Consider the following 22,780-nt stretch of genomic DNA (forward strand, 5'->3'; position numbering starts at 1 on the left):
GGAGAACAACAACAGAAAAACAGTCAAAGAAGAACAAGGACATATCAAGCGGTCCACGGCAACGCAAAGCGGCGGACGCAAGCACCAACCGTGAGCAGAAAGGAGCGGCAAAACGTGACCAATTCAATCCTCGCCGGCGCCAAAAGCATCGGCCAACGTCTTTTCGGAGGGTATGCGGAGCTTCTTCGCATACCGCACACCGCCCGATTTTCGGTCGGCTCGGTGATCGCATGCATGCCGTTCCCGATGGTCGGCATGACGATTACGATTTCCGTACAGCACTATTACGGCAATTATTCGCTGGCAGGCGCGCTGACGGCCGTGCAGGCGATCGCACTGGCCGTTGCAAGCCCGATGCTCGGCAAGCTGGTCGATAAGTTCGGCCAGCGTCAGGTGTCGATTCCGACGATCATTGTGTGGATGATCGCGGCGACCGCGCTGGTTTCCTGCATCACCGCTCGAGTGCCCTCATGGATTCTGTTCTGCATCGTGCCCTTCATGGCGGCGATTCCGCCATGGGGCGCGATGAGCCGTCAGCGCTGGACGACGCTGCTTAAAGGCGATACGGAGAAAACGAACCGTGCGCTTTCGCTTTCCGGCGTGTTCGACGAATGCATGTGGGTGATCGGCAATCCGCTCGCCTCCACGCTGGCCGTGATTTCCGGCCTGTTGGCGTTCTCGTTCACCGGCGTGTGCGTGGTGGTCGGCGCGCTCATGTTCCTCACCGAGCTTTCCACCGAGCCGAAATCGCAAACGCAGCTGGCTCGCGAAGCGGGCATGACCCGCAAGGAATACCGCGAGCGCGAAGCCGCCCGTTCCAAGGCGTTGCAGGCTGAAGCGGCAATCGAATACGCCCGCGATCGCGCACGTTCCGAAGGCAAAACGGCTGCCGAAGTGCAGGCCGCCATGGATCAGGCCGCCGCGGATGTGAATGCCGGTCGCAAGGAGTCGATTTGGGGGCCGGGCCTGATTGCCGTATGCGTGACATGGTTTGGCTTGGGTGCGTTCCAGTCGGCTGCCGGCATTTCGATCGTTGCGTTCGCCACGGAGGCGAATATGAAGCAGTACACGGGTTTCGTGTTCGCCTGCTTCTCGTTCAGCTCACTAATTGGCGCACTCGTGTATGGCGCGAAGAACTGGACGATTCCATTGTGGAAGCGTTTCTACTTCTGCCTTGCCGTGGTCGATCTAGGCATCGGCTCATTCATGTTCGCCAAACATCTGTGGGTAATCATGATCATCTACCTGTTCATCGGCGTATGCCAAGCACCGACGTGGGTGAACGGCAACCAGCTGATGCTGCACTTGGTGCCGCCCACACGCTTCACTGAAGGCATGGCCTGGATGGGTGCGATGAACTCGATCGGCGGCTCCGTAGGTTCGGCGATTGCCGGCCAGTTCATCGACCGTATGGGATCGCACGGTGGTTTCATTGTAGTGACGGCTTTGGCTCTCACCTCGCTGGCGATCGCCCTGTTCGGCTTCAAGCAGATCAAGGACTCTACCGAGCAGCCCATGCTCACCACCGTAAGCGTGTGATCTTTCGTACTTAAGCATGCAAAGCATATGAAAAGGCGGTGCCTTATACCTCTATATAGGTAAGGCACCGCCTTTTTCATATTCAGGACTGTCCGGCCGTCTGCGCAATCGGAAATCAGGGCAGATTTGATCAGAGCAGATTTCCGGGTTGTGCAGACAGATTTTCCAAATTCAGGACTACTTGGGCCAGCCGTTGGGAGTGTGTTCCATCGACCATACGCCAAGCTTGTGCGAGAAGCTGTTCTGCCACTTGGCTTCCAACTCCTCCGGAGTCAGGCGGTTGTCAGCCTTGCGCAGACGGTTCATGGCGTTGGTATGCGTATCGTCGAGCAGCCATTTGCGCGTCAGGAAGTTCCACACCATCACAACGGCGGTTGCGATGAGCTTGCCGACATTGGTACGGATCAGATATTCCGTACTCTGCGACACGTACGCATCATGGTTCATGCCATACGTGGAAATCCAAATAATGGCGTCGTTCATGAACAGGCCAATCAGCGCGCCAACCACGAAGATGACAATCTCCATCCAACGAGCCATGTCGTCGCGATGCTTGAACACCAGTTTCATGCTGGCAACATAGTTGAAAATCAGGGAAATAACGAACGAGATGGTTGCGGCGAGCACATTGTGCATGTGGAATACGCCGACGAGAAGATTCAGAATGCCCCAGTCGATAATGAAGGCAATCACGCCAACGAGGCCAAATTTCATAAGCTGTTCAATCAGTTTTCTCACAACGAATATTTAACACGCGTACGCAGACCACCTTGGCGACCATCCAGACAAAGCCCAAAATTTCTCACACAACCACCCCGTCTGAGCCGTTTGACGCCTAGACTGGAGATGAACGCAAAGGCTGATTCTAACAATCCAAGGAGCGCATCATGCCAGTCATCCACACCCATGTTTCCGTGTCCACCACCGCCGAGCAGCGCGAGGCGCTGAAGTCCGCATACGGCAAGGCGATCACCGCCGTTCCCGGCAAGTCCGAAGGCTGGCTGATGTGCCCGTTTGAAGACAATATGCCGATTTATTTCGGCGGTGACGATTCCAAGCCGGCCGCATACGTCGAGGTGAACGTGTTCGGCCGTTCCGTGCCCGGTTCCGCTTGGGAGAAGCTAACCGAGCAGATCATGGCCGCATTGGAGAAGGAACTGGGCATTCCGTCCGACCGCACGTACATCCGTTACACCGCCACCACCGATTGGGGCTGGAACGGCGGCAACTTCTGACGAAGTTACCACCGTTCCTTCGAGGTTCGCCCATATTGCGAACCTCTCACCTCACCTACGGGAAACACACCGTGTTTCCCGCTTCACGGTTCGGGGCGACAACTTCCAACGAAGTTACCTCCTTCCTGCGAAGTCATGGCGTTGCGACGTTCGCTAGAGACCGCCAAAATTAGGGTGAAAAAGGGCGGCCGCCTACGCATATACGCAAGTGGCCGCCCTAAAACGTTGCGATCAGAACGCTACGACTCGTTTATCACACGATCTTCGGCATAGGGGTGGTCAGCGAAGTGGTGAGGTTCACATGCACCAAACCGGCACCGGAATGCACCTCAACCTTCTTCAACGTAACCGTACGCTCTTCAGCCGGAGCGGAATCGTTGTCGGTCATCGTGGCCGGAGATTTCACCGCAACCAGCGCGAGCGAACCGAAGTCAATGCCGGCGCTGGCGCACAGGCCCATCGCCCCATTAAGCGATTCAGCAAAACCGTCCTTCAGAATCACACGGTCAGACGGCACACCGTACGCGTTTTCGGCAACCCAACGCACGTTCTCCACCAGAGCCATACCCTTGCGGCTGTGCGGCGTGGCCGGCATGGAACCGTTCACCACCGCGTTAACAAACGCGTCAAGCTGCGGAGCCAGCGCCTCGCCGCCGTCACGGAACAGGTTGCCGATAATCGGCTCACGGAACTCCAGATCCTTGGCGGTCTGCTTCAAGGCCGGCACCTGATCATCCTCTCCATCCCACAGGTTGATAAGCGGGAACGTAGGAATATCAAGACCTTCCAAGCGCTGCACATGGAACGGGTAACGCCAAGCGAGCGCCGGATCGTCACGCCAAGTAGAAGCGCGAGTCACCACAATCGCGGCGGACGGCCACTGTGCGCCATACTCGCGACAAGCAATGTCAAGCCACTTCTGAGCGCCCGCGTCAGTACCGTAACCAGCTTCAACAATCACCACGTCGTGCAGAGCGCACGCCATTTCCACGGAAACCAACGTCGGAATGCCGATGGACACGTTCGCGAACGGACCGCCGTGCACATACACGGGAGAACCATTCACCGTTTCCGTCTTCGCCGGCTTCACCGCATCGGAAAGAATGCCGGTAATGCGCCACAAATCAACAAATTCACCGAAGGTCACGGCCTTGCCGTCCTTCGTGCCGGCAATCATCTTGGACACGCGGTCCGCGATCTCATCCATGGAACGAGAAAGCACCACAATCTGCATGAGCTCGCAGGTCGGAGTGAGCACCACACGCTCAGCCACATTGCCCTTGCCACGGTCCACCGCGATCTGACGCAGCGAACGGGACGGCACCTCAGAAACGCGCGGCACGAGGATGGTGTCCAGCTTGCCATCGTCCACAGCCTTCTCAGCAAAAGAAACCAGCAGGTTCTGAGCCGCTTCGATAGCACCCATTTCGCCGCACAGACCCCAGTCGATCAGCTCAGGGTGGGTCAGGGAGGCCTTGCCGCCGCCCGAAGCACCACCCTTGGAACCGGCTGCCGTGATGCCCATGCTCGGCTGACGCAGCACAGCGGCCGCGTCGATGCCACGCTCACGCAACGCATCGATCAACGCGATCGTGGTGGTGGTCTTGCCTTCGCCGCGAGACGCCTTCAACGGAGTGTCGGCGGTGACGAGCACGACCTTGCCGTGCTTGCGCTGAGCGTCGGGATTATTCTTCAAATAATCGAGATAGCCGAACGCGTCAATCTTCTGCACCAGGCCGTACTGGCTGGTGAAGTCCTCAATGCTGGTCACTGGGGGTTTCCTTTCTTCGATTTGGAATGCACGTCATTTTAACGATGTTGTATTGCGGAAAATAATCGGCTCCCGCAACGTGGTCACAGGAGCCGAATGGTGAGATTCTAGAAGTCCGACATGTGGAAGCCGTTCTTCATGTTCATGCTGGCAGTATACAACACGGAATCAAGAAGCTTGTCGGTTTCCTCCTTGAGTTGCGCGGCCATGGTCTCGTTGGCTGCGGCAAGGATTTCGCGGGCTTCGTCGTTGCGCACGGCTTCGATGATCCCCTCCGGTTCCATCGGCTGCACATCGCCGATTTCGTCTTCCGCATCGAATTCGTCAGCAACGTCACCCACCAAGCGTTCGATCTGCTCGTCGGTAGAGGCAACCATACGATGACCCATCGCGCCGGTCTTCTCCTGATAGCGTTCCACAGCGTTGGCGGTGTCGGCGAAGCTGGAATCGCACAGAGCCGCGATAATGCGGTTCTCCCAATAGAAGTTTTCGGACGTGACGCGCGTAGTGGTGTCTTCCAAATACTTCGGCGTGGAGTTGACGTTCGGGAAGAACGGCACAAGCGTGTTGAACGGGTTGGAGCCATAGGCGATCCACTGGATCGCGCGGCTCACCTGCGGGCGGTACGGACGAATCTGCATTACCGCAAGCTGGCTCTGACGGTTGATGCCAATCGGGCGGAACATGTGGCGGGTGCGCTGATCGCCAAGCTTTCCATACGGATCGTACGGAGTGCCCTGATAGTGGGAGCTCAGCACATACTTCACATCTTCGATGGTGATTTTGCGTTCTGGCTGGCGAGCCCACGGAATATCGTCGGAAACCGGCTTGTGGTCGGCATCCTGACCATCCCACTGCTCGTCGTACGGGTTGAGGAAACGCTGCATGTACCAAGCACGCGGAGTGTTGTACACGTGGTCGGAATCGGAGTGGGAGCCAAACGCGTCACGCGGGTTGAACGGCGTCGTGCTCTCCACCGACAGGTCAAGATGGTTACGCTCAATGAACTCGGCCAGATCGGCGGAGCACATGTGGTCTTCCTGCTCGCCAAGCGCATCTTCAAGATCAAATTCGTCAATGCCCAGCTGGTTCGGCATGGTCACATACGCTTCGTCCGGCACACGCTTGGCGATCCAATGATGGCCGCCAACGGTTTCCAGCCACCAAATCTCGTCAACGTCGGAGAAGGCAACGCCGTTCATCTCATAGGTGCCAAATTCCTCAAGCAGCGCACCCAAACGTTCCACACCCTCGCGGGCAGTGGTGACATACGGCAGCACGAGTGTGAGGAAATCCTCTTCGCCAATACCACCAGCGACTTCCGGCTCAAAGCCTTCCTCGCCTTCCTTGCCCTTGGCCGGCGTGAGTTCCACGAACGGATCGGCGCCAAGCACACGCTCGTTGGTGGTGAGCGTTTCAGTGGCGCTCATGGCAACGTTCGCCTCGTTCACACCGGCCTCACCCCAAATGCCTTCCTTCAAATCGGCATTCGGCACAGCCGTGTACTGCAGCGGATTGTCAGGAAGGTCGATTTCAACATGCGAAAGCACGCTCTTGTACTTGCGCGGCTGATCTTCAGGCTTGACTACGATGAAGCGCTTCGGGCAAAACTCACCATTTGCACTATCTTCATTACGGGCGATGATGGTCGATCCGTCATAACTTGCGTCTTTTCCAACCAAAATCGTGGTACACGCCATAATTATTCAGCAATCCTTTCGATTATTGTCAATACGTTTTCGTCGGGTATATTTCTGATCTTACTTTAGATTGTCTTTCAAAAATCAGGCTTTTCCAGTGAGGAAAATAGCGCCCTGATCAACGATTGTGCCGGAAGTACGCAGCGCACGTTCCATTTCGTTGAGCCAGAATCCCTGATTGAGGCCGGCAAGCGGAGCCGTGGTGCCCCACACATGCAGGTAGTAGTCGTGATCCCGATCCGGCGGATATGGACCGTTGTAACGCATCGTCACTGCGGGATCGCTACTGCGGCCTTGCAGCAACGGCGAAGCGGCGGACGTGCGTCCCTGAATCGTTTCAGGAATCATCGCGGAAACCGTGCGCGAGAAATCAGCCGGAATCGCGAGCGCGTGAGAATCGTTGAAATCGTACATCAGCGCGTCCACGGGCAGGTTCGCCAGAGACCAATGATTCCACTGGAAACCGCATACCGGAATCGAATCCGGATCAACGAATTCCCAATGCAGGAACTGCACTGCGGGATCAAGCGCATCAATGTAGAAGGGGAAGGAAACAATCGGCGTACCGTCGATGCAGTTCTCAGGCGGCGCCGCCTTGGCAAACGCGTCGGGAATGACGGTGAAATCTGCGGAAATCTTCATGCACCCAGTATCCCTCAAGCGTCTGACTCATACAAGGCTTCAATTGACGGCATAACGAAACGACCCCTGCGGGCGAGCCTATGGGGGCACGCGGGCAGGGGTCATTCCGGGAAACAGGGCCTATCAGACCTCACATTACTTGAAAAATAGGACGTTATAGGCGATAGGCACAGCTAGTACGGCTCAGTTGGCCGGGTGGTAGAAGTCGCCGTTGAGGGCGGCTTCGGCACGGGCCTGAGCTTCTTCGAAGGTGACTTCGGCAAGAGCGGCACGCACGTCGTCGAGTGCCACCGGAGTCATGGACAGGGAGTTCACGCCAAGACCGGCCAGCACCACGGCCAAATCCGGATCGGCAGCGGCCTCGCCGCACACGCCTACCGGCATGCCCTTGGCGTTGCCCGCGTCGCAGATCATCTTGATGGCACGCAGCACCGCCGGATGCCAGGCGGTCTGATAGTTGGCAACGGAACCGAGCGTACGGTCGGCGGCCAGCGTGTACTGGGTCAGATCGTTGGTGCCGATCGACACGAAGTCAGCCACATCGGCCACCTTGTCAGCCATAAGCGCGATCGACGGCACTTCGGCCATCGCGCCCACGAACTTCAAGCCGAAGCTCTTGCCAAGCTTCACGAAGTAGTCGGCCTCATGCTGGTCGGCAACCATCGGGGCCATAACCCACAGGTTCGCGTCGGTGGCGGCATCAGCTGCGGCGAGCGCCTTGAGCTGGCCTTCGAGCACGTCCATATGGGCGCGCAGGGTGCGCAGACCGCGCAGACCGAGGGCTGGATTCGGCTCGTCTTCCGGAGTGAGGAACGGCAACGGCTTGTCGGCGCCGGCGTCGAGCATACGAATCACGACCTTCTTGCCCGGGAACTGGCTCAGCAGCTCGGTGTAAGCGCGGGTTTGCTCTTCGACGGTCGGCGGCTCGGAGTTGCCGATGAACAGGAATTCAGTACGGAACAGGCCAACACCCTCAGCGCCATATTCCAGCGCCTTGGCCGCATCGGCCGGCTTGCCCACGTTGGCGAGCAGCGGAATCAGATGACCATCCTTGGTGGAGCCCGGATTGCCGCGCAGTTCCTTAGCTGCGGCCGCACGGGACTTGGCGGCTTCGGCGGTGGCGATCTCCTCTTCGGTCGGATCAACGACAAGTTCACTCTTGGCCGCGTTCACGACCACGGTAGTACCGTCGGTCAGGTTTTCGGCTTCGGCTGCGGAAACAACCGCCACAATGCCACGAGCGCGAGCCAGAATGGCGGTGTGCGAGGTCGGGCCGCCCTGCGAGGTGACAATGGCGAGGGTCTTGCTCATGTCGAGCGCCGCGGTATCAGCGGGGGAAAGATCTTCGGCGACGAGCACGAACGGGGTTTCGCTCTGCGGCAAGCCCGGAGCGGGAGCGCCCATAAGGTCGGCGATCACGCGCTGTCCGACATCATGCAGATCGGCGGCACGCTCAGCCTGATAGCCACCGATGGCGCGGAACATGTCTTCCACTGCGGCGAAACCTTCGAGCACCGCACGTTCGGCGGTCTTACCCTGCTGAATCAGACCCTTGATGGATTCAGCCAACGACGGATCAGAAGCGAACATGGCGATGGCCTGCAGAATCGGAGCGGCCTGCTTGGCGCCTTCGTCACCATTGGCGGCCTCTTCGGCACGACGGTTCAGGTCGGCGTTCACCAATGCGAGAGACTTTTCAACGCGGGCGATTTCACTTTCGGCGGCAATGCCTTCCGCACGCGGAGCGTCCGACGGTTCCGGCAGTGGCTGCGCCATACGGATGACCGGGCCGACTGCAACACCTCGACCAATGCCAACACCCTTGATAATCATGTGAACTCCTTTGACCTGTTTCCTTGTTTCGTTGTTTGCCCGCGAAAGGAACGCGAACCGAACGTTTGTTGTCGTTGTTGTGATTTCCGCGCTTGCTTTGCGCGTCGAGTTACTGGATGATTCCCACCGTCTTTGCCGGTAAATCATTTTCAGCCTTCCCACAGTATACACACTTTAAGCCGTAACACACAACCGGTAAACGTTTTCTGCGTTTCGTAGAAAAAGGTGCTATAGTAGTCGTTAGCGGCGTACCGAGGCATTTCGCTCGGCAAGCAGCGCGACTTTCAAATAACACAACCAAAAATCAAACAACACACGACTCAAAGGAGTGTCCATCATGGCAACCCGCACCACCGTCATCAACGATCCCGTCGGCATCCACGCCCGTCCGGCCGCACAGTTCTCTCAGGCCGTCACCGCCTCCAACTGCACCGTCACCATCGCCAAGGAGGGCGGCAACCCGGTTCCGGCTGGCTCCATCCTGTCCATCATGGGCCTGGGCATCAAGCAGGGCGATTCCGTGATCATCGACGTGCAGGGCACCGATGACGAGGCCGTGGCAGACAACCTGCTGAACATCCTCGTCAACGCCGAGTGATCTTCCTTTTGCTGAAGATTTCAGAATTTCACAAGATATTCAACAATCTTCAGTTGTTGCATCGCAATTATGAAATCGCAATGCAACATGCATGATTGCGATATTTGCGATACTTGCTTTCAGCCACCTGCCGCTTTCGACGGGTGGCTGTTTTATTCTTAAATACGCGATTGAGACACGGCAGTAATTCGAATAATCCGAGTTTTTTCGAGCATTTCGAATATCTGTAGGAGGAGAGCATGGCACGTACAACCGACAACGCTTCAGCTTCGGCAGCTTCGGCGAACAGTTCGATCGCGAACGTCGCGGCGCTGGCCAACGTCTCCATCGCCACCGTCTCCCGCGTACTTTCCGGCAAACGCACCAAAGACGACGACATCGCACGCCGTGTGCGAGCGGCCGCGGCACACCTCAACTATTCGGTCAATTATGCGGCGAGCGCGTTGCGCAGCACCGTCACCAACACCATCGGCCTGGTGATTCCGACCGCCACCGACCCGTTCTGTGCGCAGCTGCTTGACGCAATCGAACCCGTCATCGACGTGGATTCGCGGCAACTGCTGCTGGGCATTGGCGGCGATCAGGCCACGCAGGTTCAACGTATCGAATCGTTGGTGGACCGCCATGTCGACGGTCTGATCGTGCTGCCTGCCTGGGCGGCCTATCTTTCCGCGGAGCTTGAACATTACGCCTCCACACTGCCGATCGTGCAGGTGGGCGGCCGCCAATGCTCGTTCCGCACATCCATGGTGAGCGTCGACGAAAACACAGCCATGGAAATCGTGATCAGGCATTTGGCCGAACGTGGCATCGCATCCGTGGCATACATGGCCGGCAAGGAAATCTCCTTCGAATCGGCGGAACTGTTCGCCATGTTCCACACGCAGATGCGAGCGCACCATCTTGCCACCGAAACCGAATGGAACAAGTTCGGAGACCGTAGCGTGCAGCGCGGATTCGACTGCGCCATGCGACTGTTTTCCGAGCCGCTCGTGCAGCCGGAGGCAGTGGTGTGTGCCGACGATTCGATCGCATTCGGTGTGATGGTGGCGTTGCATTCGCTCGGGCTTCGCGTGCCTCAAGATGTGCTGGTGGTTGGCTACAACGATTCGCCGATTGCACGCACCACCATGCCGGCGCTGACCAGCGTGCGCCCGCCGTTCAAACAAATCGTCTCCGAAGCGCTACGCCTACTCAACGACGCCCCCGGCAGCCCCGCGCATATCTCACTTGCGCCGCAACTGATCGTGCGCGAATCCACCAATTACCAGCGCTGAATCGCATTTTTGCAATTTTGCCGGCAGTTATCGCACGATAGCAAGTTTCTGATCGCACGGTTCGAAATAATCGCGAAAAAACGAAATTACGCGGCAGCAAGCCAAAATCATGCAGCCAAACAACCATTTCCCCCACTCACTGGAGGAATCAGGACCCTAAAAGCCCCACCAGCGGGAAGATTGTTCCAGTGAGTGGAAGAAAACGGACCTTCAGAGGCCAATCAGCGGGAAGATTCATCCAGTGAGTGGAAGAAATAGGACGCTAAGAAACCAATCAGCGGGGCAATTCCTCCACTCACTGGAGGAATACGGACGCCAAAAGCCCTGTCAGCGGGAAGATTCATCCAGTGAGTGGAAGAAATAGGACGCTAAGACGCCCACTAGCAGGGCAATACCTCCAGCGACTGGAAGAATCTGCCCTCGGAAAACAGTATGTGCCAACGCCGCTAGCCCTAGCTGGCGATGAGGGAGCAGAAGAGAGCTTCAAAGACCAGTACGGGATTGCCATTGCCGGCCAGACGGCGACGCGCAACGGCAATATCCTCCAGCCGCCGCACCGCTCCCCCACGCGTAAGCCGCACCGACAGTTCGGTGATCGACGAACGATTCTCCAAATTAATCAGCCCCACCGAATCCTCGGCATTGTTCTGCAACACAGCCACATCACGGTAAATACTGGCAATCGAGTTCAACGCACGGTCAAGCACATCACGTGTAAGTCGCGTAGTCTGACGCTTCAGCTCGTCTTTTTTGGCAATCGCATTGTATGCGCCACGCAGCTTCGGAGGAATACGATCCTTCGCCCCAAGCCCATTGACTCTGCGAAAATCAGCTTCCGCCTCTGCCGCTTTGACCTTCACCTCCGCTTCGGCCTGCGCCTTCGCATTGTCGATAAGATTGCCGGCAAGCAGCACCGCATCCGACGCGCGACGCAATCCAAGCACGCCCACAATCAGCTCGTCGCGGTCAGACATCACCTGCTCATTCTTCGCATACAAGCGCGCGATGCCGATATGCCCTTCCGCAAGACGTGCGGCACGCACCGCGATTTTCGGCTCGAATCCGCCATTTTGCTCCAGAAATGCAGCCACCGCCTGCGTGGAGGGCACGGCAAGATTGACGATGCGAGTGCGCGAGCGAATCGTCGGCAACACGTCCTGCGCACTCGGCGCACACAAGAGCCAAATCGTATGCTCACTCGGCTCCTCAATCTCCTTGAGCAACACGTTGGTGGTGCGTTCCAGCATGCGATCGACATCTTCGATAATGATGATGCGCCACGGCGCAGTGCTTGGCATCTGCTCGGAAGTGGTGATGATGTTTCGCACCTCGTCGATGCCGATGGTCACTTTGTTGGTGGCCAGCACGGTCACGTCGGGGTGAGTGCCGGCAAGCACCTGCTGCGCGGCTTTGGTCGGCTCGTCGCCAAGACCATGATCGGGGCTCTCCAACGCCGCAGCAAACGCGCGCGCCACATTGGAACGACCCGATCCCGGAGGACCGCAAATTAACCAGGATTGCGCAATGGCTTTCGGATCGCCACTTGCGATGGCTTTGAGTTGTTCGACAACCTGCTGCTGGCCGACAATCGAATCCCACACGCTCACTGGGCGGCCTCCGATTGGAAAGTTTTCATTTGACTGATTTGCGCAAAATCGTTCTGAATATGCGCCCATACTTCATCGATGGATTGGCTGGCATCAATCACGCGGAAGCGTTGCGATTCCGCCTTTGCCAAGTCAAGAAATGCCTGTCGTGTACGACGTTGGAAATCGTTTCCTGCAGACTCCATGCGATCTTCATCATGCTGCAGTCGTGCATGCGATTGCACAGGGTCAAGATCCAGCAGATACGTGCGATTCGGCAATAGCTCGCACGTTGCCCACATACTCAAGTTGCGGATTTCACCTGCCGTCAATTCGCGGCCGCCCGCCTGATATGCAAGAGAAGAATCAAGGTAGCGATCGGTAATCACCACGGCGCCGCGTTCCAGCGCAGGGCGAATCACTTCGGCAACATGCTGGGCACGGTCGGCGGCGAACAGCAACGCCTCCGCACGTGGAGCAATATCCGCGTCGGAACCTTCCACACCGCCAAGCAGCAGCTTACGAATCGCCACACCAAGCACAGTACCGCCTGGCTCGCGCGTGACCACGCATTCGCGTCCCTGCGCCTCAACATACGCACGCAACCGTTCGACCTGCGTGGTTTTGCCGACACCGTCGATGCCTTCAAAGGAGATGAATATGCCCTGCATATTCATCACTGTACCCTGCGGCGTTCGCAACGCTACCGCTGCTCACTGCTACGGACAGCCCACCGGGCTGTCCGTCCTCAAAGGAGATGAATATGCCTTGCATATTCATCACCGGGCGGGAACTACGGCGGGACGGGCATATCCTTCGTTGGCGGCAAGCCATTCCACATCGGCCTTCACCGTGGTCGGCGTGGAACCGATCTCCTTGGCGATACGGGTGTTGGCCCAACCCTTATCAGCTAACTCGCGCACCTTGGCACGGCGATCGGCACGAACTTGATCAGCAGAAGCCTTAGCACCCTTAGCAGCAGTCTTCTTAGCAGCACCCTTGCGACCGCGCCTCTTCGACGGACCCTGCGCACGCTTCTCCGCCAACAGACGGAACGCCTCAGCCGGCTCGATCGACTCGGGAGCATACTGCTTCGGCAACGTACGGTTCGTTTCACCATCAGTGATATACGCGCCGTAGAAACCTTCCTTGATGGTCACCTGCTTCTGCGTTTCCGGATCGACGCCCAGTTCACGCAGCGGCGGCTTGGCAGCGCCACGACCGCGCCCACGACCATACTTCGGCTGGGCGAACAGTTCCTTCGCCTTGTCCAAATCAACCGTGAAAATCTCATCTTCCGAAGCGAGCGAGCGCGTATCCGACTTGCCATCGGCACCAGTCTTCGTCAAATACGGGCCGTAACGACCATTATTGGCTTGCACAGCAACCGTTTGCACTTCACCGGTCTGAGAATCCGCTTCCTCATAAGAACCAACTTCACGAGGCAAACTCAGCAAACGCAACGCATCATCCAACGTCAACGATTCCGGGCTCATCGTCTTGAACAACGACGCCATCTTCGGGCGATCGGCAGCCTTCTTAGCGCTCTTGCCCTTCTTCGGCTTGCCATCACCAGCCACGTCACCGTCAGCACCAGCATCCGCAGAAGGCATCACCAACGCAACATACGGGCCAAAACGACCATTACGCACTTCAACAGTGCCCCCGGAAACCGGATCAACACCAAGTGCACGCGGACCGCCGGAATGATTCTCAATCAAATCATGACCGACTTCCACCGTCAGCTCATCCGGAGCGAGAGTATCCGGCAGCGACGCACGCTTCGGATTGCCTTCATCATCCAGATGGTTCACATCCTCCAAATACGGGCCATACCTGCCGACGCGCACATGCAAACCGTCGCCGATCTCAATCGTATTGATCTCGCGAGCGTCGATTTCACCCAGCTGCGCGACCTGCTGCTGCAAACCGGCATGCGCCTCGTCCGCGGATTGCGCAGCACCCTCACCGGAACCGAAATAGAAGCGGGTCAGCCAATTCCTACCGGTCTCCTGACCGCTCGCGATCTGGTCAAGACCGCTTTCCATATCAGCCGTGAACTCGTAATCCACGTACCGCGGAAACTTCGTTTCCAGCAATTTGACCACGGAGAACGCGAGCCACGACGGAATCAACGCACGACCACGCTCATACACGTACCCACGATCGATAATCGTGGAAATAATGCTCGCATACGTGGACGGGCGGCCAATTTCCTTCTGTTCCAACGTTTTCACGAGCGACGCTTCGGTGTAACGCGCCGGAGGCTGAGTTTCGTGTCCGTCGGCGTCAACCGCCACCGCAGCGAGCGCATCGCCCGGATTCATCGGCGGCAGCGACACATTGTCATCCGACTTCTTATTCGCTTTGCTGGATTTGCCGGATTGCGCAGCCTGTTCAACGCTTTCAGCAGCATCACTCTTCTTCGATTCGGCGGACGCACGGCGGCCTTCACCGGTCGCCTTCATAAAGCCGGGGAATTCGATGACAGTGCCGGAAGCCTGGAACATGGCTTCCCCATTCGATTCGGTCGGCGCAGACAGTCGCACGGTCGCCGTGGAACCGGTTGCGTCGGCCATCTGGCAGGCAAGCGTGCGCTGCCAGATCAGCGTGTACAGCTTGAGCTGGTCGGCCGGCACTTTGCTTGCGATTTCCGCAGGGTCACGGAATTTCGCACCCGCTGGCCTAATGCATTCGTGGGCTTCCTGCGCACCCGCGGTTTTTGTGGCATATTGTTTCGGCGCATCCGACAGATAGTTTTCGCCGAAATGCTTGACGACCGCTTCACGCGCAGCTGCGATCGCTTCCTGCGACAGCGTCACCGAATCGGTACGCATGTAGGTAATATAGCCGTTTTCATACAATCCTTGCGCCGCACGCATGGTCTGACGTGAGCTCATGCCGAGACGATTGCCGGCGGTCTGCTGCAATGTAGACGTAGTAAACGGTGGAACCGGACGGCGACGGTACGGCTTCGTTTCCATCGACGCGACGGTAAACGTTGCAAATTCCAACGCCTGCGCAATCGCGGAAGCCTGCGCCTCATCCAACTGCATGACCTGATCCTTCGCATCGGTCGCAGTCAGCTTGCCATCGGCGCCGAAATCCTTGGAACCCGCCAAACGACGCCCACCAAGCGACACCATACGAGAATCAAACGCAACATTGTTGCCATCGGCATCCGGCGCTTCCAACGTTGCGGTGACATCCCAATACGAAGCACGCACGAACGCCATACGCTCGCGTTCGCGCTCCACGATCAAACGCGTGGCAACGGACTGCACACGACCCGCGGAAAGACCCGGACCAACCTTGCGCCACAGCACCGGAGAAAGCTCATAACCGTACAAGCGGTCCAAAATACGGCGGGTTTCCTGAGCGTCGACCATGTCGTCGTCAACGTCGCGAGTATTGTCAAGCGACGCTTTGATGGCTTCCTTCGTGATTTCGTGGAACACCATGCGCTTGACCGGCACTTTCGGCTTGAGCGTCTGTACCAAATGCCAGGCGATGGCCTCCCCCTCGCGATCCTCATCGGTTGCGAGGTACAGGGTGTCGGCTTTTTTCAACGCGCTTTTCAGCTCGGACACGGTTTTCTTCTTGTTGCCGTCGACGATGTAGTACGGCTTGAATCCGTCTTCCACGTCAACTCCGAACTTGCCGAATTTGGTTTTGTCGACGGCTGGCACCTGGCTTGGCTGCGCAAGATCTCGAATATGGCCGACCGAGGCCATCACCGTATATTCGGAGCCCAAATACCCACCGATTTTCTTGGCCTTGGTGGGAGACTCCACAATCACGAGCTTGCTGCCGGTAGCCATAGCCACTCCTTATTACTAGCGTTTGCAACGCAATAATACTCACTGACCGTATGCAGTTGGCAAACCGCCCGTGTGGCGCGAGCGGCCTTCACCGTAAAATTTCGGTGCACTCGCAGGTATGGACGTCAGCGTTTCGGCGGTGCCGGAGGAGCCCCCACCAGCCCAAGTTTCGTCAGTGGCGAGGCGGTTAGCTGACGCATAGCCAACACCAGGCCGAACACCAGCGACGCGATGGAAGCAGTCAAAATCACCGTGGAAAGATGCGCGCCGGAATTCGTCCATTCCGCGCTCATCGCAAGTCCCGGCTGGATCTGCCAAATAATGTACGCGCCATACAGGGTGCCAAGCACACCGAACGTCAGCAACACGCTGCCGACGATCTGCACGGAAGGCGACGACGCACGCGATCCGGGCTCATCCATACCGTTCGCAAACGTTGCGGCGAGCATGAGCATGCCCACTCCGCCGACGATCAGCAGTGCCATGATCACGTCAGTCGGGCGGTGCCACTGCCCCGCGATCACAGACAATCCGACAAGCACCGCGTACGCCCAACCAATCACCGCAACCAATGCACGGCACATGCGAGGCACGGCGCACAACAGGATCGCCCCCGCCGTCGCAGCGAGTATGACATGCCCGGAAGGCGCGGAATTATTGGGATTTGATTCCAGATTAATCAGGTACGGACGTGGCAGCAGCGGCTTCAGCAACTCCGCCGCGACAAAGCAGATTCCGCCGAATGCCGCCAGTTGCGCGATCAACAGCCATCGTTTTCTTACGATGAGCACGACGAGGGCGATTATCGACATAATCACGCTTGTTGCGACTACAACGGTGGAAATGGTGAAGACATGCACGACCGGTTCCAGCCATCCCGGCAGGGCCGCGTCGAATTTCGACCAGACCATATCCTCATAGCTTTGGCCTTCCATCGTGCGCACGCCCAACCACCAGACGCCCGCTGCGGCGGCAAGCAGCAGCAGACCGAACGCCACGCTGAGCACGATGCTCGATACGCGCGGGCGACGGGTCAGCGGATCGACTTTGGCGAGTCCTGCGTTCACTTCACGTGGGGAAAGCACCTGTTCGATCGGATCGACTTGGCCGGCTTGCGCAATCGGCGAGACCGGTGCGGCTGATGCAACCTGCGCAGTGTCGGAAAATTCCAGTTTTTGCCAAGACTGCGAGGATTGTTGATCCGACGCGGGTTGCGCGGGAATCGGCGCGGACTGCGGCGATGATTGTTGGGAAGCTGTCTGCGACGATGGCGGCTGCGGTGCAGGAACGGGCGCGACCGGCTGCTCCAACATATTCGCGGACTTATGCGGGTCTCGGATGATTGGCTTGAATTCGTCGGTCATAATCATTGAGAATACGACATCGGCTCTACGGTATGCAGGAATGGCAAGAAGATATAAGAAAACCTCCACGCACCCGGAAGAGGCCACTTACCCTTGCTGCATTCCTGCCCTGGGGGAGTTGGGTGACGTACCGCCACGCGGAGGCAAAGACCAGTGTACACCATGCCCGGACCGAACCGCGCCGGAAACCCACGTAGGCCATGCCATAGGTCGCCATGCAGGCCTCGCCATACGAAAAAATCGAACGTCAAAAATGCTGCACCCCATGTTAAGGAGGATGGACGGGTATGCTTGATGAGGAATCGCACACGAATATTGTGTGTTTGTTTGAGTTCGGAAGGTTGTTCTTATGACTGAATCGGTGGAGTATCCCGATCTGGTGGTCGTGGGCGCGGGCCTGTTCGGCCTGACCGTGGCCCAGCAGGCCGTGGAGCATCTGGGCGCGAGGGTCGAGATCATCGACGTGCGTGACCACATCGGCGGCAACGCGTACAGCTACATGGACGAGGAGACCGGCGCGGAGATCCACAAGTACGGCGCCCACCTGTTCCACACGTCCAACCGGCGCGTGTGGGACTACGTGAACAGGTTCACCTCGTTCACGAACTACGTGCACCGCGTGTACGCCACGCACGACGGCGAGGTCTACCCCCTGCCGATCAACCTGGGCACCATCAACCAGTTCTTCCATGCCCACTACACGCCCGCCGAGGCCAGGGCGCTCGTGGCCGAGCAGGCCGGCGAGCTGGCGGGCCAGGATCCCCGGAACCTCAACGACAGGGGCATTTCGCTGATCGGCCGTCCCCTGTACGAGGCGTTCATCAAGAACTACACGGGCAAGCAGTGGCAGACTGACCCGAAGGACCTGCCCGCGGGCATCATCAACCGCCTGCCGGTGCGTTTCAACTACGACAACCGCTATTTCAGGGACACGTGGGAGGGCCTGCCCACGGACGGCTACACCGCGTGGATGGAGCGCATGATCGACGATCCGCGCATCCACGTGACCCTGGAGACCGACTTCTTCGACGAGTCCCAGCCGTACAACAGGAAGGCTTTGGCCACGGCTGGCGTGCCGGTGGTGTACACGGGCCCGGTGGACCGCTACTTCGACTACTCGCTGGGCGAGCTCAAGTGGCGCACGGTCGACTTCAAGGAGGTGCGTTACGACGAGGGCGACCATTTCGGATGCCCGGTGATGAACTTCTCCGACGCGGACGTGCCGTACACGCGCGCGATCGAGTTCAAGAACTTCAACCCGGAGCGCGCCTCCTCCCAGAATCCCGACAGGACCGTGGTGTGGGAGGAGTACAGCCGTTTCGCCGAGCGTGGCGACGAGCCGTACTATCCGATCAACACGGAGGCCGACAGGGCGCTGTACGCGAAGTACGAGGAGCTCGCGAAGGCCGAGCCGAAGACGGTGTTCGGCGGCCGTCTGGGCACGTACAAGTACTACGACATGCACAATGTGATCGACACCGCGCTGACCGCGTACGAGGAACAGGTCGAACCACTCCTCAAGAAGTGACGATACGCATCGTTTCCAAATCGTAATGAAGAATCCCCAATCCACCGACGGTAGATTGGGGATTCCTCATATCAGGCGAACCAAAAATCAGGCGCGCCACACATCCTTGCCGGCGGCCTTCGCTGCGGCGACATCGGCATCAAGCTGCTCTTCGCTGCCCTCAACGCTACCCTTGATGAACTCCTCCACCAAGCGGCGCGCCTCACCATCCTCGTGCTGGACGGCCGGCGACTTCATGAAGTAGGAGCTCGGAGCCAGAATCGGACCGGCCAGATGGCGATCGAGCGCAATCTTGGCGGCACGCACGGCGTCAATCACAATACCGGCGGAATTCGGGGAATCCCACACCTGCAGCTTGTATTCCAAGCTCAGCGGCACATCACCGAACGTGGTGCCCTCAAGACGCACGAACGCGAACTTGCGGTCGTCAAGCCATGCCACGTAATCGGACGGGCCGATATGCACATTGTGCGGGTCCATATCGTGCGGCACCACGGAAGTGACGGCGCGAGTCTTGGAAATCTTCTTGGATTCCAGGCGCGAACGCTGCAGCATGTTCATGAAGTCCATATTGCCGCCCACATTGAGCTGGTACGTGCGGTCCAGGCGCACGCCACGGTCTTCGAACAGGCGGGCGAGCACGCGGTGCGTGATCGTGGCGCCAACCTGAGACTTGATGTCGTCACCGACGATCGGCACACCGGCGTCACGGAACTTCTGCGCCCATTCCGGATCGGAGGCGATGAACACCGGCAGGCAGTTCACGAACGCGCAGCCGGCGTCCATGGCGGCCTGGGCGTACGCCTTGTCGGCCTGCTCGGAACCGACCGGCAGGTAGGAAACAAGCACGTCGACCTTCTTGTCACGCAGCACCTGGGCCACGTCGACCGGCTCGGCGTCAGACTCTTCGATCATCTGACGGTAGTATTCGCCCAAGCCATCGTTGGTCGGACCGCGCAGCACCTCGACGCCCAGGTTCGGCACGTCGGCGAACTTGATCGTGTTGTTCTGCGACGCCTCGATGGCTTCAGACAAGTCCTTGCCGACCTTCAGCGCATCCACGTCGAACGCGGTGACGAATTCGATGTCACGTACGCGGTATCCGCCGAAATTGTTGTGCATCAGGCCGGGAATCTTATCCTCGTCCTTCGTATCTTTGTAGTATTCAATGCCCTGCACCAACGACGAGGCGCAATTGCCAACACCGGCGATAGCTACACGAATGCTCATCTGTAAACGACTCCTCTGTTATATATGCGTTTCACAGGTACCAAGTTTCAAGCATACCTGCGAAACAGCAAAAAGGCACCTGAAAAACTGACAAAACCCTGAAAATCAGCCGATATTGAGGCAACGTCCTGCAAACTGTCGATTTGTAAAAGAGCTGCGCAAAAAATGCCCCCGCCAAGGCAAACGCACCTATTTCCACCTGATTTCTCAAGTCAATCAGCTACGGTGGAAGCTATGGTTTCACACACACGAAGCGTAAGCTCACGCTCAAGAAGCGCCCGCAACGGCGGCGCCAGCAGCAATCGCAGCAACGCATTCCATAGCGCGCCCAAGCCTCAGAACCATGGATCGCACCGCGCCAACGGACCTAAGAAAAAGCAGAACAAACGCAAGCATCTCGTACTGAAGTGGGTACTCGGCATCTTCGCGGCACTGCTCGCAGCAGGAATCGGCCTGTTCGCCTACATGTATATCACCACGGAAATCCCCGAACCGGAGAAGTTTGCCCTCGCCGAAAAAACCACCGTCTACTATTCCGACGGCACTACGGAAATTGGCAGCTACGCGGAGCAAAACCGCGAAATCATCGACTGCGCGGTACTGCCTGATTACGTGGGCAACGCGATCGTCGCATCGGAAGACCGATCCTTCTACACCAACAAGGGCATCGACCTGTATGGCATCGCGCGAGCACTGTATACGAACTTGACCACCGGCAGCAGGCAAGGTGGTTCGACCATCACCCAACAGTATGCGGAACGCTACTATTTGGGCGAAACCACGTCGTATTCCGGCAAGCTGAGAGAAGCGTTCCTGGCCATCAAGATCGCGCAGGCACAAGATAAAAGCCAGGTGCTGTGCAATTACATGAACACGATTTATCTTGGTCGTGGCGCGTATGGCATTCAGGCGGCGGCGAAGGCGTATTTCAACAAGAACGCCAGCGATCTGACCTTGCCGGAATCCGCCATGTTGGCCGGTATCATTCCGGCGCCGAGCTCATGGGATCCGGCCGTCAATCAGGAACAGGCCGAAAAGCGATACGACCGCGTGCTCAGCATCATGAAGGAAGACGGCTACATCACCGCCCAGGAGAAGAAGGAAGCGCAGTTCCCTGCCGTGGCGGAAATACAGCAGAGCAACCAGATGGCCGGCGCGAACGGGTATCTGCTGGCCACGGTGAAGAACGAACTGGTCAATTCCAAGGCGTTCACCGCCGATGATCTGGAAACCGGCGGCTACAAGATCGTCACCACGCTTGACAAGGGCATGCAGGACGAGATTCAGCAGGTCGGCGACACCCGACCGGAGGGCATGCCGGAAAGTATTCAGGTGGGCGGTATTGCGGTCGATCAGAAGACCGGTTCCGTGAAAGCCATGTATGCAGGCAACGATTACCTCACCAAGCAGCTCAACAACGCCACACAGGCCACATTCGAGCCGGGTTCCACGATGAAGCCGTTCGGTTTGCTGGGAGCCGCTCAGGAGGGTGTGAATTTCAACACGTTGTTCAACGGTAATTCCGGCCTGACGTTTGAGACGACTCCGGGAACCACCGCGCAGGTGCCGAACGCACTTAACACCAACTGGGGGTACATCAACCTCTATCAGGCGACCGCGAATTCGGTGAACACCGTGTTCATGGAGGTCAACAAGCACCTCGGCGCCGCGAATCTCGCCAAGATCGCGCATCAGGCGGGCATTGAGGAAGACATCGCCGAAGACACCACCTACAACATTCTGGGCATCAACGGCATTACCGTGTGGGATCTGGCGCAAGGCCACTCCACCATTGCGAACGATGGCGCGAAGAACACGCTGCACATCGTCGACAAGGTGCTCACGTCCGACGGTTCGAAGGAACTGTACAAGACGGCGCAGGAGAACCAGCAGGTGTTCGATGCGAACGATTGCCATCTGGTACAGAAGGCCATGCAGGGCACCACCACGTATGGCACCGCGGCTGGCGTTTCGACACGTCTCGGACGCCAGGTGGCCGGTAAGTCCGGCACCGCGAACGACGAGAAGGCGGCTTCGTTCGTAGGCTACACGCCGCAGCTGCTCAATGTGTGGGCCATTTGGAATCCCGCGGAAGACGGCAGTGCGCAGGAAGTGCCATCATTCGCAGGATATGGCGTTTCCTCCACCGGCTACCCATCGCATCTGTTCGAGGAGTTCATGTCACTCGCCCTGCAGAATCAGGAGGTGATGACCTTCACCGAGCCAACCGACAACGGCAAGATCGGCGGTCCGGACGGCACATGGGGCACCGGCGCGCAGAAGACCCAAACACGGCAGAACCAGGAGACGCCGAAGGTCGAGGAGAACACCGAGCAGACCACGCCTGATCCGACGCAGAACAGCGATCAGAACAGCGGCGGTAACGGAGACGGAGACAATTCCGGAACCGGCGGAACCGGCAGCAACGGCAGCAACAGCAGCAACAGCAGCAACAGCGGAGACGGCAGCGGAGACAATTCCGGCGGAACCGGCGGCGATACTAGCGGCGGAGGCTCCACCAGCGAATCCAACGGCCAGACCGGAACCAACGGAAATACGCAGTAGATTTCGGCTGAGTTCCGAGTCCCAGTCCTAAAGTCTGAAAACCGTAATCCCCGTACTGCTATTCCATTTTCGTGGCCCGAAAAAGGGCGAA

General features: G+C 58.1%; 16 protein-coding genes and 1 other RNA gene. 6 read left to right on the top strand and 11 right to left on the bottom strand.

Features of this window, described 5'->3' with window-relative positions; translation table 11 throughout:
* Nucleotides 1-114: 114 nt before the first annotated feature.
* Complete coding sequence (locus CE168_RS03215) at nucleotides 115-1,539, top strand: MFS transporter (protein ID WP_099571068.1); 1,425 nt, start codon at nucleotides 115-117, stop codon at nucleotides 1,537-1,539.
* A gap of 177 nt (nucleotides 1,540-1,716) precedes the next feature.
* On the opposite strand, the gene CE168_RS03220 is transcribed toward CE168_RS03215, so the two are convergent.
* Nucleotides 1,717-2,253 carry a GtrA family protein gene (locus CE168_RS03220; protein ID WP_180753670.1) on the bottom strand — a complete coding sequence of 179 codons (537 nt, stop codon included), beginning with the start codon at nucleotides 2,251-2,253 and terminating at the stop codon, nucleotides 1,717-1,719.
* A gap of 173 nt (nucleotides 2,254-2,426) precedes the next feature.
* On the opposite strand from CE168_RS03220, the gene CE168_RS03225 reads away from it, so the two are divergent.
* Nucleotides 2,427-2,774, top strand: coding sequence for a phenylpyruvate tautomerase MIF-related protein (locus CE168_RS03225; RefSeq protein WP_099571070.1), 348 nt, complete (start codon nucleotides 2,427-2,429; stop codon nucleotides 2,772-2,774).
* Nucleotides 2,775-3,027: 253 nt separating this feature from the next.
* Here the strand turns inward: CE168_RS03225 and CE168_RS03230 are convergent, their stop codons facing one another.
* The 4 genes from CE168_RS03230 to ptsP form a co-directional block, all read right to left on the bottom strand.
* Nucleotides 3,028-4,545 carry a formate--tetrahydrofolate ligase gene (locus tag CE168_RS03230; RefSeq protein WP_099571071.1) on the bottom strand — a complete coding sequence of 506 codons (1,518 nt, stop codon included), beginning with the start codon at nucleotides 4,543-4,545 and terminating at the stop codon, nucleotides 3,028-3,030.
* A gap of 107 nt (nucleotides 4,546-4,652) precedes the next feature.
* Nucleotides 4,653-6,245, bottom strand: a complete 1,593-nt coding sequence (locus CE168_RS03235) for a C69 family dipeptidase (RefSeq protein WP_099571072.1) — start codon at nucleotides 6,243-6,245, stop codon at nucleotides 4,653-4,655.
* Between the two features lie 84 nt (nucleotides 6,246-6,329).
* The gene (locus tag CE168_RS03240) at nucleotides 6,330-6,887 is read right to left on the bottom strand and encodes a YbhB/YbcL family Raf kinase inhibitor-like protein (protein ID WP_099571073.1); all 558 of its coding nucleotides are present in this window, start codon (nucleotides 6,885-6,887) and stop codon (nucleotides 6,330-6,332) included.
* Nucleotides 6,888-7,070: 183 nt separating this feature from the next.
* Nucleotides 7,071-8,720: a phosphoenolpyruvate--protein phosphotransferase gene (gene ptsP, locus CE168_RS03245; RefSeq protein WP_099571074.1), complete on the bottom strand. Its 1,650-nt coding sequence runs from the start codon at nucleotides 8,718-8,720 to the stop codon at nucleotides 7,071-7,073.
* Between the two features lie 337 nt (nucleotides 8,721-9,057).
* On the opposite strand from ptsP, the gene CE168_RS03250 reads away from it, so the two are divergent.
* Entirely contained in the window at nucleotides 9,058-9,318 is a 261-nt protein-coding gene (locus tag CE168_RS03250) for an HPr family phosphocarrier protein (protein ID WP_099571075.1), read from the top strand.
* A 239-nt stretch (nucleotides 9,319-9,557) separates the two neighbouring features.
* Nucleotides 9,558-10,595, top strand: a complete 1,038-nt coding sequence (locus CE168_RS03255; RefSeq protein WP_099571076.1) for a LacI family DNA-binding transcriptional regulator — start codon at nucleotides 9,558-9,560, stop codon at nucleotides 10,593-10,595.
* 452 nt (nucleotides 10,596-11,047) lie between these two features.
* Here CE168_RS03255 and CE168_RS03260 read toward each other — a convergent pair whose 3' ends face one another.
* The 5 genes from CE168_RS03260 to ffs all read right to left on the bottom strand — a co-directional run bounded on the left by CE168_RS03260 (nucleotide 11,048) and on the right by ffs (nucleotide 17,516).
* Nucleotides 11,048-12,202, bottom strand: a complete 1,155-nt coding sequence (locus tag CE168_RS03260) for a DNA polymerase III subunit delta' (RefSeq protein ID WP_065446837.1) — start codon at nucleotides 12,200-12,202, stop codon at nucleotides 11,048-11,050.
* Nucleotides 12,199-12,852, bottom strand: a complete 654-nt coding sequence (gene tmk, locus CE168_RS03265) for a dTMP kinase (protein ID WP_099571184.1) — start codon at nucleotides 12,850-12,852, stop codon at nucleotides 12,199-12,201. Before tmk ends, CE168_RS03260 begins: the two co-directional genes overlap by 4 nt.
* Before the next feature lie 108 nt (nucleotides 12,853-12,960).
* Nucleotides 12,961-16,002 (bottom strand): type I DNA topoisomerase, encoded by a 3,042-nt coding sequence (gene topA, locus CE168_RS03270; RefSeq protein ID WP_099571077.1) that lies wholly within the window; start codon nucleotides 16,000-16,002, stop codon nucleotides 12,961-12,963.
* A 125-nt stretch (nucleotides 16,003-16,127) separates the two neighbouring features.
* Nucleotides 16,128-17,366 carry a phosphatase PAP2 family protein gene (locus CE168_RS03275; protein WP_099571185.1) on the bottom strand — a complete coding sequence of 413 codons (1,239 nt, stop codon included), beginning with the start codon at nucleotides 17,364-17,366 and terminating at the stop codon, nucleotides 16,128-16,130.
* Between the two features lie 53 nt (nucleotides 17,367-17,419).
* Nucleotides 17,420-17,516: signal recognition particle sRNA small type (gene ffs / locus CE168_RS03280), an RNA gene on the bottom strand.
* A gap of 199 nt (nucleotides 17,517-17,715) precedes the next feature.
* Here ffs and glf point away from each other — a divergent pair.
* Nucleotides 17,716-18,894 (top strand): UDP-galactopyranose mutase, encoded by a 1,179-nt coding sequence (glf, locus tag CE168_RS03285; protein ID WP_099571078.1) that lies wholly within the window; start codon nucleotides 17,716-17,718, stop codon nucleotides 18,892-18,894.
* Nucleotides 18,895-18,981: 87 nt separating this feature from the next.
* On the opposite strand, the gene CE168_RS03290 is transcribed toward glf, so the two are convergent.
* A complete protein-coding gene (locus CE168_RS03290; RefSeq protein ID WP_099571079.1) occupies nucleotides 18,982-20,124 on the bottom strand; it encodes an inositol-3-phosphate synthase in 1,143 nt (380 codons plus the stop codon).
* Between the two features lie 234 nt (nucleotides 20,125-20,358).
* Here CE168_RS03290 and CE168_RS03295 point away from each other — a divergent pair, with 234 nt between their 5' ends.
* Entirely contained in the window at nucleotides 20,359-22,689 is a 2,331-nt protein-coding gene (locus CE168_RS03295) for a transglycosylase domain-containing protein (RefSeq protein WP_099571080.1), read from the top strand.
* Nucleotides 22,690-22,780 lie beyond the last annotated feature (91 nt).

Source organism: Bifidobacterium sp. N5G01, assembly GCF_002742425.1.
Taxonomy (GTDB): domain Bacteria; phylum Actinomycetota; class Actinomycetes; order Actinomycetales; family Bifidobacteriaceae; genus Bifidobacterium; species Bifidobacterium hominis.

Excerpts from the sequence above, each read along its gene's own strand:
- CE168_RS03220 (WP_180753670.1), bottom strand. The coding sequence starts at position 2,253 with ATGAAATTTGGCCTCGTTGGCGTGATTGCCTTCATTATCGACTGGGGC.
- CE168_RS03225 (WP_099571070.1), top strand. The coding sequence starts at position 2,427 with ATGCCAGTCATCCACACCCATGTTTCCGTGTCCACCACCGCCGAGCAG.
- CE168_RS03235 (WP_099571072.1), bottom strand. The coding sequence starts at position 6,245 with ATGGCGTGTACCACGATTTTGGTTGGAAAAGACGCAAGTTATGACGGA.
- CE168_RS03240 (WP_099571073.1), bottom strand. The coding sequence starts at position 6,887 with ATGAAGATTTCCGCAGATTTCACCGTCATTCCCGACGCGTTTGCCAAG.
- ptsP (WP_099571074.1), bottom strand. The coding sequence starts at position 8,720 with ATGATTATCAAGGGTGTTGGCATTGGTCGAGGTGTTGCAGTCGGCCCG.
- CE168_RS03250 (WP_099571075.1), top strand. The coding sequence starts at position 9,058 with ATGGCAACCCGCACCACCGTCATCAACGATCCCGTCGGCATCCACGCC.
- CE168_RS03255 (WP_099571076.1), top strand. The coding sequence starts at position 9,558 with ATGGCACGTACAACCGACAACGCTTCAGCTTCGGCAGCTTCGGCGAAC.
- tmk (WP_099571184.1), bottom strand. The coding sequence starts at position 12,852 with ATGCAGGGCATATTCATCTCCTTTGAAGGCATCGACGGTGTCGGCAAA.
- topA (WP_099571077.1), bottom strand. The coding sequence starts at position 16,002 with ATGGCTACCGGCAGCAAGCTCGTGATTGTGGAGTCTCCCACCAAGGCC.
- CE168_RS03275 (WP_099571185.1), bottom strand. The coding sequence starts at position 17,366 with ATGACCGACGAATTCAAGCCAATCATCCGAGACCCGCATAAGTCCGCG.
- glf (WP_099571078.1), top strand. The coding sequence starts at position 17,716 with ATGACTGAATCGGTGGAGTATCCCGATCTGGTGGTCGTGGGCGCGGGC.
- CE168_RS03290 (WP_099571079.1), bottom strand. The coding sequence starts at position 20,124 with ATGAGCATTCGTGTAGCTATCGCCGGTGTTGGCAATTGCGCCTCGTCG.
- CE168_RS03295 (WP_099571080.1), top strand. The coding sequence starts at position 20,359 with ATGGTTTCACACACACGAAGCGTAAGCTCACGCTCAAGAAGCGCCCGC.